The following is a 17,512-nucleotide window of genomic DNA, read 5'->3' as shown; positions in this document are numbered from 1 at the left end:
AGGCGGGATAATGTTGGATTATCCCGCCTGACCCGGTCAGAAGGTGAATTTGGCCCTGCCGGCAGTACGAAATGGCGTTTCCGAGCGACGCGGCTGGGCGCCTACGACATGGTGGCGGCGATTCGCGCCGTAGTAAGTCCGTTATCGACGTCATCCCGCTGAGCGAACCGTCGTTCACCGAAATGCAGGTTGCGGCGCGACACGATGAGTTGGCCGGCCAATACGGCGCGGCCGCGCACACGCTGGACCAGGCCTTGAAGCTTGCCCCCGACTCATCGGACCTGCTGCAGGATCGGGCAGAGATTGCGTTGCGGCTGAAGAATTTCAGCGACGCCGAAAAGCTGGCCCGTCAGTCGTGGTCGTTGGGTCCGAAACTCGGCACCCCTGTGTACCCGCAACTGGCAGACCATGGTCGAGGTGCGCTTGCAGGCTGGCGACCGAGCCTGTGCGGAGCGCGCGCAGGTGGGTACAGCAATGCCGCAAGGCGAGGATCAATCACTTTTGAGCGAGCCACGAGCCGATCCTCGGTTGCTCCTGCGTGCCCGGCGGATGGGGCGGCGCGGTGTCACGCCATGGCCGGTGACCGCGGTCGCGGATCGGTGGTGCGCTTCGCAAGCGGTATCTAGATCGCTGCTGGTGGCGCGGCTTGCCATGCCCCGCAGGCATGCGCAAGGCACCTCGGGTTCATTTGCCTGACGCCGGCGCCGACGGGGTATCGGCATGTTATGGCGTGGGCTTGTGGCTCGCGCGTGCCCGCCCGTCCTGCCGCGCGCGCTGCGTCGTGCGGGATGACCGGTATCTGGCGCGCGCTCTGCCAGCCCCCCCCCAGGGCGAGAAACAGCCTGACCTGCGCCAGCGATACCTGCGCGTCGGCGGCCGCGGCGGCCGCCTCGGTGTTGGCCAGCGTGGTGCTGCCTTGTTTTAGGTGCAAAAAGTAACGCTTCGCGCCATTCGGCAACACATTGATTGTATTAATAAAAAGATCTTGCGAGTTTAGCAAATATCATTTCAATCAAAGAGTTGCTGTTACCCCTTTTTGAGACCCTAATTCGGGCTGATCGGCGGTGGTCCGCGATGATTTTGCTGCAAATAGTGACACTTCGACCTTGCGGTGGGTCGGATTGACTCGGCGGGGCCGGCTCGTCAACGGGAGGAACGCGTGCGAGGCCTGGCCGATTTTGCGGCCTTCTTGGCCGCTCCTGGGCGCTTAACCTTCGTGGCCTGACCTTGGGCCCGAAGGATCGCGGGCAGATCGCCCAACGTGGCCCATTGGCGCTCCAGCGTCTCGACACGCGCCCGGTACGCCGCCACGTCTTGCTGCGCCGTGGTCAAACTGGCGCGGACGGTGGTCAGTTCGTGCCGATGCTTCTCGCGCTCGGCAGCACGTTCCTTCTCCACAGCGGTCAGCCGGGTGCGCCATCCCTTGCTCTCCTGGCGGGCGCGATCCACCTCGGCGTGGCCATGATCTTCCGCGGCGCGCAGTTGCTGGGCCAGCGATTCGCGTTCGGCGGCCGCGGTGGCTTCCTGGGCCTGCAGGCGCGCTGTGACGCTGAGGTACTCCGCTTCCAGTCGCCCGTTACGCGCTTCCAGCGCTTCCCGCTGCTGGGTCAGATCCGCCAGTTGTGCGGCTTGCTGCTCGACGAGCCGTTGAATATCGGCCAAGCGTGCCGCCATGGCCGTTTCGGCCTGCTGCGCCTGCGCGAGCGCTTGCTGGAGTTGCGCGTGCGCCTGTTGAAGGGTCTCTCGTTCACGATCAAGCGCCACGCGATCGTCGGCGAGTTGTTGCCGCTCACGGGCAAGGTCGGCATGCACGGCCTCGCGCGCCTGCTGCCACGCCTGTGCCCACCATTGTTCCGCCAGGGTGGCGATTCCGGCGGGGACGTCGGGGATCGATGCCATCGCCTGCTGTGCGGTCAATCGGGCGCCCAGCGCCTGCCACCACGAATCGAGTAGCCGGGTGACGGTGTTCGGCGAGCCGGTACCGAGGTGGGCGCGGATCCGCTCCACCGTGGGGCGCTCGCCGGCGGCCACGAGGGCGTCGGCGGCGGCGTGAACCTGCGCTTCGGTGATGCCTTTGGCCATGGCGAAGCTTTCCTCTGTGCGGCGTGACCGGGTTTGGTGCTATACAAGCGATAATAGATCGTTATCGCAAGTAGGCCTTTCTAATCGTTACTTATCTTACATACTACATATGAAAAGAAACAGCGATTTGCGACTTCCCACCCTGCCTCCTATCGCTCCGCCGGAGCAATTGGCCACGGAAGCGGCGGCGGCCGTGCGCGACATCCTGGCCGAAGCGGCGTCGGCGAACACCGCGCGCAGTTATGCCAGCGCGCTGCGCTACTGCGCCGCCTGGTATCAGGGCCGCTACGGCCAGCCGTTTGCCCTGCCATTGCCCGAGGCGGTGGTGATCCAGTTCATCGTCGACCACCTGGCCCGTCGGAGCGAATCGGCGCTCACCTGGGAGCTGCCGCCCGCACTGGATGCCGCACTGGTCGAGGCCGGCCTCAAACAACGCCTGGGGCCGCTGAAGTTGAGTACGATCAGCCATCGGATCGCCGTGCTGTCCAAAGCGCACCAGTGGCGTCGCGTGGCCAACCCGTGCGAGCAGCCGGCCGTCCGTCACCTGCTGGCCCGCGCCCGCCGCGCCGCGGTCAAACGCGGCGACCGCCCCACCAAGAAGACCGCGATCACCCAGCCCGAGCTGGCCGCGCTGCTGGCCACCTGCGATGCCTCCCTGACCGGGGTGCGCGATCGCGCGCTGCTGCTGTTCGCGTTCGCCAGCGGCGGGCGCCGACGCAGTGAAGTGGCCGCCGCGGACCTGAGCGATCTGCGCCGGGTCGGCGAGCGCGCGTTCGTGTACCACCTGGGGCACAGTAAGACCCAACAGGCCGGACCGAGCGTCACCGCCACGCCCGACAAGCCCATCCTGGGTCCCGCGGCCGACGCACTGGCCGCTTGGCTGGCGGCGGCTCAGCTCACGGACGGCCCGATCTTCCGTCGGCTGTGGCGGCACCGCATTGGTGGCGGCCTCTCACCCGCCTCGGTCGCAGCCATCGTGCAACGCCGCGCCGCGATGGCTGGGTTGGAGGGGGACTTCGGCGGGCACAGTCTGCGCTCGGGCTTTGTCACCGAAGGCGGCCGCCAAGGCATCGCGCTGCCGGCGTTGATGGCCATGACCGAGCACCGCGCGGTGGGCAGCGTAATCGGGTACTTCCAGGCCGGTGGCGTGACCGACAATCCCGCGGCGCGCCTGCTCGACGATGGCATCCTGCATGCGTCGCACGCATCGTCCCCCTCATCGGTTTCGGGCGACGATGCGTCATGACCGCCGGCGCGTGCTCCACGCGGGCTATCCGCGCACAAACATCACCCCGCCTGGCGCATCCGATGACCCGATTCAAAAGATGGCCATGCGGGTGCGTAAAAATTCCTCATCCGACACGGACAATTCCGCCAGGTTTTTCAGTGCGGGCAACGACGCACGTCATCCATGGCCATCGGAAAATCCAGACGCGGGTTGATGCGGTGGTAGGCGGTACCCAGCAGGCCCGCCGCCAACAGATTGGTGTACTGCGACTGGCTTTCGTCGATGACGTTGTGGAAGTGCGCACCCCAGGCCAGCAAACCGCCGTTACGCAAGCGTTCTGGGGTATAGGGCATGGCACATTGCTCACCGGTGCCTATCGACAATACGGCCAGTTGTGCCAGGCACGTGGCACCAAGGTCGTGAGGCGGCGCGATACCGCGCCGACTCGGGCGGCTGAACTGGAACGCCTCCACCACACCGAGTAGCGCGGGGTTGTTGGCGTAGAGCCCACCATCGACGAGATCGCTCAGGCGTTCCGTCGCGTGGGCGGCGAAGAAGGTTGGCGCCGCCGAGGTGGCTAATGCCAGATCGGCGAGACGATCTTCGCCACGCCATGGGCCTGGCTTCGCGTAATCGCTGCGGAAGAGATGGGGTCGTGCATTGGTCAGCGAGGCCGCGGTGACGCAGACATCCGTCTGCACCGCGCCTAAGGTGAGGTCGCCGAAGAACGCATGCATCGCCTCGCGTAAGGCGTCGCTGCGGTAACGGGGGCGGAAATTTCTCATCCACCCGAAGCGCCGCATCGTTGAACCGAAGATGCGCGGCACGTGTCTTTCATACAGGGCGGATATCTCGCTCACCGGTCGGCCCAGTGCCAGCGCCAGTGCGATGATCCCGCCCGTCGACGTACCACAGATGAGGTCGAAACGCGCCCCCAGCGGCAGCGCGTTATCAGTCAGCGTATTCAAATACGCTTCGACGCATTCGAGAATCTTGAGTGTCAAATAACCGCGGGCGCCGCCCCCATCCAGGGTGAGCACCGAAAACAACCGGGCGGTACCGGCACGAGGCGATGGGGGTTGCGCTAAATGCATGGCAGAGGGTGTGCTGGCTTGGACTCTTCGATGCATGAGAGGAAACGCGAAGGCTGCCCTTGTCTTGACGAGTTCGTTATGCGCCTCGCGTGGGTTGAGGTGCTGCACTAGGTCACGTCAGGAAAGCTACACGCCGTGCGGACTTTTTGCTTGGCGCGCCTGCTACACCATCGAACTGATGTCCGAGGCATAGCTGGGATAGGCAAAGATGATGCCCTTGAGCTTGTTCGCCGTCAGTCCAGCGCCCATGGCCATGGCGAGCAGATTGATCTGTTCCTCGGCGCCGGGGCCGATCAGATGCGCGCCCAGGATGTTCCCGCTGCCTTTCTCGACCAACACCTTGTAGGCGCTGTGTCGCGCGCCCACGCGCAGGGAGGAATACCACTGCGCGGTTATCTCGAAATGCGCGTCAAAGTCCAGCCCCTGCTCGCGTGCCGCGTCTTCGGACAGCCCGACGGACGCCACGGGCGGAAGCGTGAAGACGACGCTGGGGATCGGCGGGTAGTGGATCGCGCGCTCGTCTTTTCCGGCGAGCAGGTTCTTGCCCGCGATCCGGCCCTCGTTGGCCGAGACCGGGGTGAGATTGGGGCCGCTGTCCGCGCAGTCGCCGGCCGCGAAGATCGCCGGGTTGGTCGTGCGCATGAAGGGACTGACTTGGATGCCCTTACGGCCGTAGGCCACGCCCGCGGCGTCCAGGTTGAGATGCTCGATGTTGGGCACGCGCCCGGTGGCATGCACCACCCTGTCGCAGGCAATGGTCTGGGTGCCTTGCGGCGTTTCATAGGTCACGATGAACCCGGCGCCGTCCTGCTCGATCGTCAACACCCTGGCCTCGGTCCGCAGGTCGATGCCCAGATCGGCGGTCGCTTCGGAAAGCATGCCGACCATGTCGGGGTCGAAATTGCCCAACGGGCGCTTCATCATTTCTAGTACCGTGACGTCCCTTGAGCCGGCGCGTTTGCAGATGTGGGCAAATTCCATCGCGATGAATCCGCCGCCGACGAAGACGACCCTGTCCGGCCGCTCCGGCAATTCGAGGAAGTCGGTGCTGGTGATCAGCAGGTTTTCGCCCGGGATATTCAAGGTCATCGGCCGGGCGCCGGTGGCAAGGTGAAAATGCCGAGCGGTCAGGAGTTCGCCATTCACTTCAATCGTGTTTGGTCCGGTGAAGCGGGCCTGGCCATGCAGGGGAACGACACCGGCCCGCTGCATCCCGGCTTCGATCCGACCTGACATGAGGTCGGTAAAGCTGCGCTTGAAAGCGATCATGTCGGGCCAATCGACAGCGGTTTGCGCCCGAAGCCCCTTGCCTTTCAAGTTGCGCGCCCAGTCGACGCCCTCGGTCACGGCGATCAGCATTTTTTTGGGGTCACACCCGCGTAAGGCGCACGTACCGCCATAAGGCAAGCTATCGACCACGGCGACCTTCCAGCCTGCCGCCGCAGCCATGCGGGCGACGCCCGTACCGCCGGTACCGGCCCCGATCACGATCAGGTCGAAACTCTCATTGGGTTCATGCCATGCTCCTTTACTTCCGACGGACGTCGAGCAGCGCTTCGAGGTTGACAGCGATCGTGGACGCAAGGCGCTTGGCCTGGATGGCGGCGTGCCCGCGGAATTGCTCGTCCACGGTTGCCACAAATAACGCCAACCACCGCTGAAAGTGGTGGTGGTGCAAGGAATGTCGCGTGTGCAGCGCCATGTGCTGGGCAATCATGTTGCGTCGATAGCCCTCATGGTCACCGAGCAGCATCTTGCGCCAATACGCGCGAATCTTTGGTATATGTTGCTGCAGGTCAACGTCTTTGAAGATCGGTCCAAGCGCGGCATCAACCCTCACCTTGGCGTAAAAGGCGTCCACGAAGTCGGCAATGGCCTCCGGTGAGTTCAGTTCACGCGAATCCATGGCGATCGTTTTCACCTGGCGCTCAAGGGCATGCGGATGCGTCCGATCGGCCCTCGACGAATTCAAGCCGGCCGTGCATCAAACCGCTCATACGCGTCCTCCAAACGCACGTATCGCCCGCCACACGGATAGCCCGAACAAGCTGATCAACCCCAGTGCCGCGATGACCCAGTGCGCACTGAAAAAGGCGCCGGCCGTCGTACCCGCCAAGAGCGCGGCCAGGATCGGGAGGTGACACGGGCACGTCAGCACAGCCAGCCCGGCCCACAGGTAACCCGTGATGGATTTGCGCTCGTGACCGTTCATCGCCGTGCCTCTTCGTGTCGACCAACCTCTGCCCGCAGCGCGCTCAATTGCGCCTCCAACCCCACCAATGCCTGCCGCCGCTCATCGACGATTCCGCCTACCTCTGCCAGGCACATCACCGTCTTATCGGCATTCGATGCATCCAGCGACCGGCACAGTCGCGTCACGACGTCCAGGCCGACCCCTGCCTCGACCGCGGACCGCACGAAACAAAGCCGGTGCAGGGCGTTCGCGTCGAACACGCCATAACCTCCATCGGTGCGCGCGGCCGGATGCAGCAGCCCGCGCACCAGGTAGTCACGCACGATATGCACGCTCACGCCGGCGTCTTTAGCCAGCTGTGACACGGTGTAGGCGTTCATCGAACACCCCGTCTCCTCATCCGGCACAGCAGGAAAGTTGCTTGACGTCCTTGGTGAAGGTCTGTGCCGCCAGTTTCAGGCCCTCGACCATCGTCAGGTACGGGAACAACTGATCGGCAAGCTCCTGCACGGTCATGCGCGCCCGGATCGCCAGTGCGGCCGCCTGGATGATCTCGCCGGCTTCCGGCGTCACCGCCTGCACCCCGATGAGCCGGCCGCTACCCGCTTCGGCCACCAGCTTGATAAAGCCATGGGTGTCGAAATTGACGAGCGCCCGCGGCACGTTATCGAGTGAAAGTGTGCGGCTATCCGTCTCGATACCCTGCAGGTGCGCTTCCGCCTCGCTAAGGCCTACGGTCGCGACTTGGGGCTCCGTGAACACCACCGCCGGCATGGTGGTGAGATCCAAGGTCGCCTCGCCCCCCATCAGGTTGATGGCGGCACGTGTACCGGCGGCGGCCGCCACGTAGACGAACTGCGGCTGGTCGGTGCAATCGCCCGCAGCATAGATGTGCGGCGCACTGGTTCGCATACCGCGATCGACCACGATGGCGTTTTGAGCATTCACCGCAACACCCGCCGCCTCCAGCGCGAGGTCACGCGTGTTGGCGGTCCGGCCCGTGGCCACCAGCAACCGATCGGCACGCACTTCGCCGTGCCCGGTGGTGAGCACGAATTCACCGTTGGCATGGGCAACTTGGCTGGCCTGGGTGTGCTCCAACACCTCGATGCCTTCGGCACGGAACGCCGCCGTGATCGCCTCGCCGATGGCCGGATCTTCGCGAAAGAACAAGCTGCTGCGCGCCAAGATGGTGACGTGACTGCCCAACCGCGCGAAGGCTTGCGCCAATTCCACCGCAACCACTGACGAGCCGATGACGGCGAGCCGCGGCGGAATCGCGTCACTGGCTAATGCCTCGGTGGACGTCCAATACGGGGTGTCCTTCAAGCCGGGGATGGGCGGCACCGCCGCGTGGGCACCCGTGGCGATCAGGCAGCGATCGAAAGACACCTCCGATTCACCACGCCCCGCCGTCGACGTGACGACGAGCGTGTGTGCGTCCTTGAAACGCGCTTCGCCACGCAGCAGCTGGATGTTGGGGTTGGTATCGAGAATCCCCTCGTACTTGGCGTGACGCAGTTCGTCGACACGACCTTGCTGTTGGGCGAGCAGTCGGTCACGCCGAACCACCGGCCCCGTACTGGAGATGCCGTCATCGAACGGACTGCTTCGACGCAGGTGGGCCACGTGCGCGGCGCGGATCATGATCTTCGACGGCACGCAGCCGATATTGACGCAGGTACCACCGACGGTTCCGCGCTCGATGACGGTCACCCGGGCGCCGAGTTCAACGGCCTTCAGCGCTGCCGCCATGGCCCCGCCGCCCGTGCCGATGACAGCAACGTGCAGTCGCTGCTCCGAAGCGGTGGGCGTGCGGTCGACATCGCCACGCGGCTTGAACCAACCACCCAGCGAGCCCAAGGCCTGGTCGAGCATGGAGGACTTGCGCGCGAGTGTGTCGGCTTGCGGTGCCGAGGCGGCGGCGATCCGGTAGTTTTGCGGCAGACCCGCGTTGAGTTGCTCCACCGTCAATGGCTGGGTACTACGGACGTGCGCCACATTTTGCGGGTAGGCGACGTCAGCGGCGACGACGTCAGGCAACGCCCGGAGCGCTTTTTCAACATGTCGGGCGCAATCGGCGCACGTCATGCCGATCACAGAGAGGGTTTGTTCGTTCATGATGTTCCTGGCAAATGAACGCGTGTCGCTTCGGTTCGAAGCAGAGCGGCACACCGTTGAATCAATAGAGGGCCCCATCAACCATCGCAGTGACGGCACCTTCCGTTAGCAGCAATAGGGCACCACGACGATCAACAAAAGCACGATGCCGATGACGATCGCGGCCGTGATGAGGTCGGTTTTCTTGGCACTCAGCCATGCTTTCATGGGTGTCATCTCCGATAGGGTGATCCAACGAACGCCGGTACTCCACGGGGTTTCGATCCCACATCTCCACCCGCGGAAGGTGGGGTGAGTGTTCAACAGCAGGCGTCGTCTCGCTTCGCACCGCGGTGCCCCTTTCCCGGCGGCGATACCAGATCCCAGATGGATACCGCGACCATCAAGACCAGCCCGGGATAGAGCAGCCACGCCGCCATGCGCAAGGCCCCGATCAGCACCAAGACCGGTCCGATCACGCCAAGGGCCATGCGTAACCACTGCCGATGACGGAAGCCGGCGATCCCGTTGGCAAGCAAGGCGACCATCGCAAACAGTGGCAGCAAGTAATGGATGAATACGCCCTCGTACTGGCTCAGAAAGCCCAATCCGATCGCGGCGCCCAGGCTGGCGAGTGCAGGAAAGCAAGCAGCGCATCCCATCGCTGTGACGATGGCCCCGATTACGCCCGCTTTGTCGGCGGTGCGTGTGAGTGGAGTGAGAGACATGGGAATGACCTCGGGCGCTTCAATTCTTAACGGTGGAGGGGTAGCCCGCATCCGTCGTGGCGCTGACGAGTGCCCGGGTGCTGGTCTTGGCATCATCGAAGGTCACAACGGCTTCCTTCTTGTCGAACAGGATCTCGGTCTTTTCGACACCGGGAACCTGGGACAGCGCTTTCTTGACGGTGATGGGACATGCGGCACACGTCATACCGGACACCGACAGGGTGGCGGTCTTCGTAGCCGCCCAGGCAGGCGCGGAAATGGCGGTGGCAAGGACGATGAGAGCGGCAAGTTTCTTCATGGGTGGATCCTCCGACGGGTCAGTAAAACAGCGTGGCGAGATAGGGAAAGGTCAGCGCCACGAGCACCAGGGCTGCGACGATCCAGAACAAGACTTTGTAGGTGGTCCTGACCTGCGGCACAGCGCAGACGTCACCAGGCGCGCACGCCGTAGCAGGCCGGTAGATGCGTCGCCAGGCGAAGACCATCGCGATCAGCGCTGCACCGATAAAGTACGGGCGGTACGGCTCAAGCACAGTCAGGTTGCCGATCCAGGCGCCACTGAACCCAAGGGCGACCAAGACCAGGGGACCAAGGCAACAGGTCGACGCCAGTAGTGCGGTGATACCCCCGGCCAGAAGAGCGCCGGAACCTGTTTTCTTGACGACTTGGGTATTTTTCATGGAGGGCTCTGCGTGGATGGGGGCGACTATGGGAGCACTCTATTCGCGTACTTAGGTACAGAGTCAAGCGCAAGAATTTTTAGCGTCAACCCGCTGCAATCAGTTGGTGCTTCAGCAGACTGCGCAGACAAACCGCGAGATCGAATGCTCCGTCGATGGCCCGAGCCGCCGCATACGCGGCCTCCAGATCACGCGTATCGATCAGCGCGGCGATGCAGGCGAAGCTCGCTGCGTCCAGCACGGTCATCGCCACCTCGCCGCCGTCACGCCACAACACGACCTGTTCGCCGCGACCATCCAGCTGCAGCCGCTCGCCTTCGGGGGCGGTGGCGTAACGCCAGATCGTCAGCACCGGATGCGTACTGCCCAGCAGGCGCACGCTGGGATGCAACCGCCAGGACAACGATGTCGTGTCATCGAGCGTGGCCGGAGCCAGTGGCGATGCTTCAGCGGCCAGTGCGGACTGCTGGCGTAGCCACTCCAACTGCGCCACATCAGGCAAATAGGCAAGTGCTGCCGCTTCGGGCATCGTGGCCAGAAACGCGGCGAAGGCGCCGCCGAACGCCTGCAGGTTGCCGCGCGTCGACGGATGATGCAGGCGATAGCGCGTCGCTGCGGCCTCGAAGAAGGCCTCGCCGACCAGCGCTTGCACCGCGGGGTACGTGGCGCGCAGCGTTTCGATCTGCGTACTGGCGATGGCGTTGCCGTACACCTGCAACCGTGCAGCGGGGGCGAGGCCGGCACCGACAACCCACTGCGCGAGGTCACTGCCGCGATCGAGCACGGCGTTGGCGAAACCGCGTTGCAACTCAAGCAATGTGGGTGCGGTGACCATTGAGCAGGGCCTCCGCGCGGCCGGCTTCCGCCAGCAACACCTCAAGTTCGGGGATGTCCTGATCCCACTCAATCAGGGTGGGTACGGGGCCGAACAGATCCAGTGCCCCGGCATAAAGCGCCCAGACTTCGGCATCCACCGGCCGGCTGTGGCTGTCGATCAATAGCGGTACCGCGAGATCGGTCTTGCGAATAAATCCACCCAAGTGGATCTCGCGCACCGCCGCGCGCGGCATCGCACGCAGATAGGCATGCGCGTCGAAGCCGTGATTGACGCTGTTGACGTAGACATTGTTGACGTCGAGCAACAGGCCGCAGCCACTGCGACGTATCAATTCGGCGACGAACTCCCACTCGCTCATCTCGGCGTGTTGGAACGTGAGATAGCTGGAAACGTTCTCGACCAGGAACTCGCGGCCCAGCGCGTCCTGCACCTGCTGCACGCGCGTCACTATCAGGTCCAGCGCCTCCCGGGTGAACGGTAGCGGCAGCAGGTCGTTGAGGTGGATGCCGCCGATCGCGCCCCAGCAAATGTGATCGGAGACCAGCCCCGGTTCGAAGCGTTGCACCAGCGCACACAGCGTCGCCAGATGCTCGTCGTCGAATGTGTCGGCTGATCCCAGCGAGAGGCCGACACCGTGCAGGCTCAGCGGATAGTCGGCGCGCACATGCTCGATCGCCGCATGCAGTGCTCCGCCGTCGGCAAACAAATTCTCACTGTGCACCTCGAACCACGCCACGCGCGGACGTTCGCTCAACACCCGCTGCATGTGTGGCGCACGCAGACCGATCCCGACTCCAGAAGGAGCCGAGATCGGTGGCGCCGCGAGCGTGCTCGCGTCGTGCATCGTGGTGTTGCTCAGCCCTTCTGTGCCGGTTCGAGTTTGCCGCCGTCGATCTTCTCGCACAAGCCCTTGGGCACCGCGACGAAAGAGTTTGGATCGCGGGCCTTGGTGTCCTGGCTGGCGCAGGAGTGGCCTGCTGCTTTGCAGTCGTTCTTCTGCGCAGCGTTGATGCCGTAACACTTCTCCATATGACTCATTGACATCGGTTTGCTCTGCATGCCTGCGGCCGCTGCGACTGTGGTCAGACCCAACGTGAGTCCTCCCGCCAGAACGGATTTCAGAATCGATGCGGTATTCATTCTCAACTCTCCAGTACGTGGCCAGAAACACTCTGGCCTTCTTTGAAAATGACAATCGGTAACCCATGCAGAAACTTTCCCGTGTCGACCAGCAGCCATCCTCATCTTCGAACCGCGTGTCCGGTCAATCTCCGCCCATGGCGCAGAGCCTACTGCCGTACTTCGGTACGACATCAAGCGTGGATTGCCAAGACCGCGGGAGCCTTGACCGACGTCCTACTGCCCATCGTGGCTCGGCCTGAGATGGAAGGTCGGATGTGCGCATGCGATTTCCGTGATGATGTCGCTTAGCAGCTGGCGTGCTTCCTGCTCGCAGCCTCCGCAGCCACCCGAGCAGCCGGTGAGCCACTGCAATGCTTCGAAACTGCGCACCCCGGCCACCACCGCGTGGCGAATGTCCTCCTCGGTCACGCTGTGGCACACGCAAACGTCAGTCATGATCCAACTCGCGTGGCGGAGCCGTCCTGTCGTAGCCTGAGACGCGGCGGATCGCAGATGTCGGTCCTGAAGCACGGAGTCGTACCCACCATCTGACGCGAAGTCGGCACGTCAACCCGCGGCCTCGGGCAGGAGCGCAGCGGGCGTCAACCACGCCTCCAGCTGCGGCAGCGCGTTCGGTCCGAGATGCTGCTGGAATGTGTTTCGCGCCACCCCGAGTAGCCGGGCAAGTCGAGCTTCGATAGGCAAGGCCTCGTCTGCCACAAGAACCTCTAGCAGCGCACACGCGAGATCGCATTGCAGCGCGGCCCCATCGGGCAACGGAACGCGTGCTTGCGACAGCCGCTGGACGAGACGGGCGGCCATGGTGTGCGCCTCCTCCTGACTGAGCTGATCGACCGTCTCGCGCCGGTACCAGTATGAAGGGTTCGGAAATGTGGCAAGCAACGCCGACGCCGTCGTGGCAGCTACCAAAGCAACCTGGCTGTCACCGCCGAGGGCAGCACGCAGGAGGCCGACCTGCTGGTCGACCCGAAGCTCACGCAGCCATTTGATCGCGATCACGTCACCGCGATGGTGCAGCCAAACCTCTGCAATATCAGGATGAACCTCCAGGCGTGCCAAAACGGGTTTGGCAAGGCACCCGCAACCGATCTGCGGCACCGCCTCGCACACGAGCGGCACCGTGTAGAAGTGAATGAACACGAACGTCTCCCAGGGGGTGAGGTGGGTGTACGCTATGTCCGTAGTCATGTACGGAGTCAATGGGTATGGGGAAGCCATCGGAACAACTGACCATCGGTGCGTTTGCCAAAGCCGCGGGGGTCAACCTGGAAACCATCCGGTTTTATCAGCGCAAGGGGCTGCTTCCGGAACCGGACAAACCCTATGGCAGCATCCGCCGCTATGGTGATACCGATGTCGCTCGTGTGAAATTCATCAAGTCAGCGCAGCGTTTGGGCTTCAGCCTCGACGAAGTCGCACAGTTGCTCGCCCTGGAGGACGGCACCCATTGCAGTGAGGCGGCACAATTCGCCGCGCAGCACCTGGCCGACGTGCGGGGACGCCTGAAAGACCTCAAGCGCATGGAAACCGTACTGGCTCGATTGGTCGCGCAATGTCATTCGCATCGCGGCACCATTACCTGCCCCCTCATCGCCTCCCTGCATGGCCGTTGAGACGTCCTGCCGGCGACGCCTGACAGCCTGGCGCACTCTTTGGTGGATCAGCCGGACATGAAGGCAAGCTGTTCGCCGGCTTATCGGCAATGCCCCGTCAGCAGCCGCGTGATGCGCGACCGAAACTGGTCAGGGGTCAACGTCGTGATCGGTTCGCGCTGCGGCCATACCTTCAGGATGGCGGCTCGGAAATTGGCGGGCGTGCTGCCTTGCTCGGGACCAATGATGTAGGTCGGCACCGTGGTGACCGCGTAGTGCGGGTACATCTGCCGCGCGACGTCTTCGAACCGACCATGATCGGTGGCGCCTTCGGCAAACACCAGCAAAGCCACCCATGCACCGCAGCGGTCGCAACGCACTTCTTCGACGGGGATGGTGCCGCCGGGCAGCGAGTGCTTTGCCGCCAAGGGTGGTGGTGGCGTACTGCTCGGACCGCGAATGGACTCCAGCGCCGTCACGATCTGGTGCGACAGGGGTTCCAATATCGCGCGCCGCTGGGCAAACATCGCCTCCCGTTCGTCGCCGGCGATGTCGGTGACCACGCAGGTTTCGCCGGACGCGGTACCTGTGACGCGCAGGCGTCCCAACTCCCCCAGTTCGGCGTGCCGAAAGACGTAGGCGATACCGTCCGGCAAAGGGTCGCGGTGAAAGGACACATCCGGTGGCAGCTTTAATCCGGCAGCCGCTTCGGCGGGCGATTTGCGTTGGGAGGTCATGCGGGATTCCGTGCGAACGCGTGGCGGCTTCCAACGACGTTAACGCATGTTCCGCAGCACCGGCCTGACCGGCTGCAGGGTGGGCAGCAACCGCGCCATGTACCGCTCGACCGGGAACAGGAACAGCCCGCGAAAATTCACGAGACGCTCCTGGATCGGCGCGATATGGCGCAGGTTCTCGGGCACCGCGAGGGCTGCGATGTCGGCGGGCAAGGTCGCGAGCGATTGCTGCATGCGCGCCGTGGTCCACGCCATGACGATGTTGCTCAACAGCGTGATGGCGGAGGAGACACTTCGGAGGCGCGCGTTGTGGCTCATCTGATGCCGCGGCACCTTGCCCGTTTCCAGCGCATGCTCCAGCACATGGACACGTTCCCCGTGATTGAGGGTGCGCAGGATTTCCCGGCGGAAGTCGGGTAGCGTGAACCAGCGGCACAGATAGAGCGTGAGTAGCAATCGGCCGATCTGGACGCCCGCGTCGTACAACTGCTCACCGGCCGCGGCGGAGCCGAAGCGGGACAGGATGTCGACCGCGCTCGCTTTGCCGACATGGGTGGAGGCCGCCATGCGGACCCATTCATCCCATACGGGCTCCACCTTCTCAGGATGCGCTCGGTTCTTGGCGATCACGCTGCGCAGCCCCTCGGGCACCGTCATCGCCGGGGTCACATACAGCTTGTGTGCGCTGGCATCACGCAGCCGTGGGCACATATCCTTTCCCACCGTTTTCGCCAAGAACATGCCGAATTCGGTTTGACCGTGCGTATCCACCGCCAATTGGTTGATCGTGACCGTGCTTTGGCGAAGGACCCCTTCCAAGGCCACACCCTGTTGCCGTTCGCCGAGCACGACGGGCTGGTCGTGAAAGATGCCCCAGCGGTCATGGATGTGCGTGTAGATGCCAATCGACTTCTTCTTCGTGCGCGGGTCGCGACGTGCCAGGGGGCTGCTCTTGACGGTTTCACGACTCATCATGTCCGCGGACGCCAGATCGGCGCGTCCCCAGGATTCGGCAATGGGGTGGCTGTGCATGTACTCGAAGACGGCGGTATTGGCTTCCCGTAAGCGCTTTTCTTGGGCGATCCAACGCATGCTCTGATTGACGGCATCCGCGGAGAGGCCCGGCATCATGCGCGCCGTATCGGCGGCGGACAATGCCGTGCCGTGCGCAAGAAGACCGGCATACACCAAGCGCAACTCATCGATCGAGCGCGGCTCGCGGCCCAGCAGCGTCCAGCTGAAGCGGGTGTGGCTGTCCACTTCCATCATGACGCCCGGCAGCTCTTCCGCTCCCATGCGCTCCATCAGGGCATCCCGAAGCACCATCACGGCTTCCGGCACGTCCTCCGCCGGGAGTTTGGGCAAGTGCACACCGTCTCTGTCCACGGTGACGTCGCCAGCCTGCGCGGCTTCACTCAGGTGCTGGAGCTGCTTGGACACTTCCTCGACCAGCGGACCGGTGAATTCCTTCGCGTCGCGGGGCAGCTTCAAGCGCGCGTAATGATGCGTCTTGCTCTTGGTCCATTCCGCGGACGGAATCAGCATGCTTTCGCGACTGCGGAAGCTGAAACTGTGCGCGACATACACGCTGCCGTTCTTCAGGGCACGGCGTAACGCCAGCAGCGTCGCCACCTCGAAGGCCTGCAGGGCACGTTGCCGGTCGGGATTTGCCAGCATGTCGTCCCACACTTTGCCGAGGTGAACCGGTATCGCCTCGGGCAGTGCTGGTTTGCGCTGCAGATAGATCTCGCGCAAGGCGTCCAGCGCCTGACGAACCGGGTGCGGCGCCACGCTCTCAAAGGGAAGCGCACACAGCATTTTCAACAGCGAGCGCGAGTGGCGGTTGTTTTTGAGGAGGAGTTGTTCACGGGTCAGGTGCGCTCGGCTGAGTTTCTTGCCGCCGCCGACCTGTTCCACCGCACGCAGAATCGCCGCACGCAGATCCTCTTCGCGAAGGGAGCGATCGAGGGCCAGCTCGCGGACTTCCTTCGCAAAGGTGGTCAGCGTGCGCGCACGCGCCTCGGCGGATTGGACCACGGCGCGCATCCCGTTGCCCCAAAGATCGGCTACGTGTTGGCGCGTCATGGCCAGCACCCGGTCCGTGGCGGTGCACAGCGCCGTCTGCAGGTAACAGGCGACCTCGATGGTCCGGCGCGTTGCCGCAATACGCTTACTCGCCGCGGGTGGCCGATCTGCCATCGCCTGGGCGTAATGGCGCTTGATGTGATCCGACACGGAAGGCATGGGGTGTGCGGCCACACCGAGTTGGGTCAGGTATTGGATCCGCTCGAACTGTTCGCGAATCTGGGGGAGCGACTGCCGGCGTGGTGCTTGCGCAAGCCATTCCTGAAAGGAAAGACCAGAGCGATGGGGTTCGTCGCAGGCCCGCACCCACGCATCGAGGACAGTGAAAGGGGCGTCCTTCTGCAGCACGGTGCCGAGTTCATCCTCGGCCAGCTTTAGCGCGACATCGATGGCGCTCTTCAGTGGGCGCTCGCCCTCAATGAGGATGCCGTGCTCGTACAGCCACGTTTTGACGTGTGTTTTCAAACGATGACGATCGAACTCGGACAGCACCTCGACACGCAGGTAGCGCACCAGGGCACGGCGCTGGTGTTCGGACATGCGACCAAAACCCAACGTTTCCATGGCGGCGTTCTGGTGCGCGAACAAGGTCGGCCGGCGGCGATATAGCGAGCGGAGCGAGGCAATATCCGGCGTCGTGATCTCCAGCGTTTTGCCTAGATGTGCCCATAGCTCGGCAGGGACTACTTTGACGGCCGCAAGCACGCTGCCAGTCATCCGGATGAAGCCGATCTGCAACGCCAGGCCCAGCCGGTGCAGCGCGTCGCGCTTGGCGAGAATGACGCGCCGTTCCTTGGCCGAGTAAGTGAAGAAGGCATGGAGCTCGAACTGATTGAGCTCCTTGGGAATGGTGCGCAGCCCAAGATACGGCGCCTGCCAGTACTGCATGCCTACCTCCGGCCTTTCCGTGGAGAAGATCTGAGGCTAACAGCAAACTGTTGATTTTATGAAGATTGCTTCCCGGGCGCCTACATTATTCCCCGTCAAATCAAAGAGTTGCTTGACGAGGCT

At 63.7% G+C, this 17,512-nt stretch carries 20 protein-coding genes; 3 read left to right on the top strand and 17 right to left on the bottom strand.

Annotated features, from left to right (window positions below):
- The first annotated feature begins 71 nt into the window (after positions 1-71).
- Positions 72-626, top strand: a complete 555-nt coding sequence (locus R2APBS1_RS19655) for a tetratricopeptide repeat protein (protein ID WP_235642054.1) — start codon at positions 72-74, stop codon at positions 624-626.
- Between the two features lie 517 nt (positions 627-1,143).
- Here R2APBS1_RS19655 and R2APBS1_RS10180 read toward each other — a convergent pair.
- Complete coding sequence (locus R2APBS1_RS10180; protein WP_015447701.1) at positions 1,144-2,082, bottom strand: DNA-binding protein; 939 nt, start codon at positions 2,080-2,082, stop codon at positions 1,144-1,146.
- A gap of 109 nt (positions 2,083-2,191) precedes the next feature.
- On the opposite strand from R2APBS1_RS10180, the gene R2APBS1_RS10175 reads away from it, so the two are divergent.
- Positions 2,192-3,328, top strand: a complete 1,137-nt coding sequence (locus tag R2APBS1_RS10175; protein WP_015447702.1) for a site-specific integrase — start codon at positions 2,192-2,194, stop codon at positions 3,326-3,328.
- A 137-nt stretch (positions 3,329-3,465) separates the two neighbouring features.
- Here R2APBS1_RS10175 and R2APBS1_RS10170 read toward each other — a convergent pair whose 3' ends face one another.
- The 14 genes from R2APBS1_RS10170 to R2APBS1_RS10105 all read right to left on the bottom strand — a co-directional run bounded on the left by R2APBS1_RS10170 (position 3,466) and on the right by R2APBS1_RS10105 (position 13,227).
- On the bottom strand, positions 3,466-4,350 hold the full coding sequence (locus R2APBS1_RS10170; RefSeq protein WP_244868486.1) for a CBASS cGAMP-activated phospholipase: 885 nt from the start codon (positions 4,348-4,350) through the stop codon (positions 3,466-3,468).
- Between the two features lie 216 nt (positions 4,351-4,566).
- Positions 4,567-5,853 (bottom strand): dihydrolipoyl dehydrogenase family protein, encoded by a 1,287-nt coding sequence (locus tag R2APBS1_RS10165; RefSeq protein WP_244868485.1) that lies wholly within the window; start codon positions 5,851-5,853, stop codon positions 4,567-4,569.
- Positions 5,854-5,932: 79 nt separating this feature from the next.
- A complete protein-coding gene (locus tag R2APBS1_RS10160; RefSeq protein WP_231381787.1) occupies positions 5,933-6,325 on the bottom strand; it encodes a group III truncated hemoglobin in 393 nt (130 codons plus the stop codon).
- A 72-nt stretch (positions 6,326-6,397) separates the two neighbouring features.
- Positions 6,398-6,616, bottom strand: a complete 219-nt coding sequence (gene merE / locus R2APBS1_RS10155) for a broad-spectrum mercury transporter MerE (RefSeq protein WP_008214504.1) — start codon at positions 6,614-6,616, stop codon at positions 6,398-6,400.
- The gene (merD, locus tag R2APBS1_RS10150; RefSeq protein WP_008214502.1) at positions 6,613-6,978 is read right to left on the bottom strand and encodes a mercuric resistance transcriptional repressor MerD; all 366 of its coding nucleotides are present in this window, start codon (positions 6,976-6,978) and stop codon (positions 6,613-6,615) included. Before merD ends, merE begins: the two co-directional genes overlap by 4 nt.
- Before the next feature lie 16 nt (positions 6,979-6,994).
- A complete protein-coding gene (merA, locus tag R2APBS1_RS10145) occupies positions 6,995-8,719 on the bottom strand; it encodes a mercury(II) reductase (protein ID WP_015447910.1) in 1,725 nt (574 codons plus the stop codon).
- Between the two features lie 299 nt (positions 8,720-9,018).
- Entirely contained in the window at positions 9,019-9,426 is a 408-nt protein-coding gene (merC, locus tag R2APBS1_RS10140) for an organomercurial transporter MerC (RefSeq protein WP_015447706.1), read from the bottom strand.
- 19 nt (positions 9,427-9,445) lie between these two features.
- Positions 9,446-9,724 carry a mercury resistance system periplasmic binding protein MerP gene (gene merP / locus R2APBS1_RS10135; RefSeq protein WP_015447707.1) on the bottom strand — a complete coding sequence of 93 codons (279 nt, stop codon included), beginning with the start codon at positions 9,722-9,724 and terminating at the stop codon, positions 9,446-9,448.
- Positions 9,725-9,743: 19 nt separating this feature from the next.
- Positions 9,744-10,106 carry a mercuric ion transporter MerT gene (merT, locus tag R2APBS1_RS10130; RefSeq protein WP_015447708.1) on the bottom strand — a complete coding sequence of 121 codons (363 nt, stop codon included), beginning with the start codon at positions 10,104-10,106 and terminating at the stop codon, positions 9,744-9,746.
- 85 nt (positions 10,107-10,191) lie between these two features.
- Positions 10,192-10,941: an HvfC/BufC N-terminal domain-containing protein gene (locus R2APBS1_RS10125; protein WP_015447709.1), complete on the bottom strand. Its 750-nt coding sequence runs from the start codon at positions 10,939-10,941 to the stop codon at positions 10,192-10,194.
- Positions 10,916-11,788, bottom strand: a complete 873-nt coding sequence (gene bufB, locus R2APBS1_RS10120; RefSeq protein ID WP_015447710.1) for an MNIO family bufferin maturase — start codon at positions 11,786-11,788, stop codon at positions 10,916-10,918. Before bufB ends, R2APBS1_RS10125 begins: the two co-directional genes overlap by 26 nt.
- Before the next feature lie 11 nt (positions 11,789-11,799).
- Positions 11,800-12,084, bottom strand: a complete 285-nt coding sequence (locus tag R2APBS1_RS10115; protein WP_015447711.1) for a BufA1 family periplasmic bufferin-type metallophore — start codon at positions 12,082-12,084, stop codon at positions 11,800-11,802.
- Between the two features lie 216 nt (positions 12,085-12,300).
- Positions 12,301-12,522, bottom strand: coding sequence for a (2Fe-2S)-binding protein (locus R2APBS1_RS10110; RefSeq protein WP_015447712.1), 222 nt, complete (start codon positions 12,520-12,522; stop codon positions 12,301-12,303).
- A 111-nt stretch (positions 12,523-12,633) separates the two neighbouring features.
- Entirely contained in the window at positions 12,634-13,227 is a 594-nt protein-coding gene (locus R2APBS1_RS10105) for a hypothetical protein (protein ID WP_153021737.1), read from the bottom strand.
- A 65-nt stretch (positions 13,228-13,292) separates the two neighbouring features.
- Between R2APBS1_RS10105 and merR the strand changes: the two genes are divergently transcribed.
- Entirely contained in the window at positions 13,293-13,700 is a 408-nt protein-coding gene (merR, locus tag R2APBS1_RS10100) for a mercury resistance transcriptional regulator MerR (protein ID WP_008209286.1), read from the top strand.
- 80 nt (positions 13,701-13,780) lie between these two features.
- Here merR and R2APBS1_RS10095 read toward each other — a convergent pair whose 3' ends face one another.
- Entirely contained in the window at positions 13,781-14,416 is a 636-nt protein-coding gene (locus R2APBS1_RS10095; RefSeq protein ID WP_008209284.1) for a hypothetical protein, read from the bottom strand.
- A gap of 39 nt (positions 14,417-14,455) precedes the next feature.
- The gene (locus R2APBS1_RS10090) at positions 14,456-17,389 is read right to left on the bottom strand and encodes a Tn3 family transposase (RefSeq protein WP_008209282.1); all 2,934 of its coding nucleotides are present in this window, start codon (positions 17,387-17,389) and stop codon (positions 14,456-14,458) included.
- Between the last annotated feature and the right edge of the window lie 123 nt (positions 17,390-17,512).

Source organism: Rhodanobacter denitrificans, from assembly GCF_000230695.2.
GTDB lineage: Bacteria > Pseudomonadota > Gammaproteobacteria > Xanthomonadales > Rhodanobacteraceae > Rhodanobacter > Rhodanobacter denitrificans.
This window is presented reverse-complemented; position numbering and strand designations above follow the sequence as displayed.

Excerpts from the sequence above, each read along its gene's own strand:
- R2APBS1_RS19655 (WP_235642054.1), top strand. The coding sequence starts at position 72 with ATGGCGTTTCCGAGCGACGCGGCTGGGCGCCTACGACATGGTGGCGGC.
- R2APBS1_RS10180 (WP_015447701.1), bottom strand. The coding sequence starts at position 2,082 with ATGGCCAAAGGCATCACCGAAGCGCAGGTTCACGCCGCCGCCGACGCC.
- R2APBS1_RS10175 (WP_015447702.1), top strand. The coding sequence starts at position 2,192 with ATGAAAAGAAACAGCGATTTGCGACTTCCCACCCTGCCTCCTATCGCT.
- R2APBS1_RS10165 (WP_244868485.1), bottom strand. The coding sequence starts at position 5,853 with ATGGCTGCGGCGGCAGGCTGGAAGGTCGCCGTGGTCGATAGCTTGCCT.
- merE (WP_008214504.1), bottom strand. The coding sequence starts at position 6,616 with ATGAACGGTCACGAGCGCAAATCCATCACGGGTTACCTGTGGGCCGGG.
- merD (WP_008214502.1), bottom strand. The coding sequence starts at position 6,978 with ATGAACGCCTACACCGTGTCACAGCTGGCTAAAGACGCCGGCGTGAGC.
- merA (WP_015447910.1), bottom strand. The coding sequence starts at position 8,719 with ATGAACGAACAAACCCTCTCTGTGATCGGCATGACGTGCGCCGATTGC.
- merC (WP_015447706.1), bottom strand. The coding sequence starts at position 9,426 with ATGTCTCTCACTCCACTCACACGCACCGCCGACAAAGCGGGCGTAATC.
- merP (WP_015447707.1), bottom strand. The coding sequence starts at position 9,724 with ATGAAGAAACTTGCCGCTCTCATCGTCCTTGCCACCGCCATTTCCGCG.
- merT (WP_015447708.1), bottom strand. The coding sequence starts at position 10,106 with ATGAAAAATACCCAAGTCGTCAAGAAAACAGGTTCCGGCGCTCTTCTG.
- R2APBS1_RS10125 (WP_015447709.1), bottom strand. The coding sequence starts at position 10,941 with ATGGTCACCGCACCCACATTGCTTGAGTTGCAACGCGGTTTCGCCAAC.
- bufB (WP_015447710.1), bottom strand. The coding sequence starts at position 11,788 with ATGCACGACGCGAGCACGCTCGCGGCGCCACCGATCTCGGCTCCTTCT.
- R2APBS1_RS10115 (WP_015447711.1), bottom strand. The coding sequence starts at position 12,084 with ATGAATACCGCATCGATTCTGAAATCCGTTCTGGCGGGAGGACTCACG.
- R2APBS1_RS10110 (WP_015447712.1), bottom strand. The coding sequence starts at position 12,522 with ATGACTGACGTTTGCGTGTGCCACAGCGTGACCGAGGAGGACATTCGC.
- merR (WP_008209286.1), top strand. The coding sequence starts at position 13,293 with ATGGGGAAGCCATCGGAACAACTGACCATCGGTGCGTTTGCCAAAGCC.
- R2APBS1_RS10095 (WP_008209284.1), bottom strand. The coding sequence starts at position 14,416 with ATGACCTCCCAACGCAAATCGCCCGCCGAAGCGGCTGCCGGATTAAAG.
- R2APBS1_RS10090 (WP_008209282.1), bottom strand. The coding sequence starts at position 17,389 with ATGCAGTACTGGCAGGCGCCGTATCTTGGGCTGCGCACCATTCCCAAG.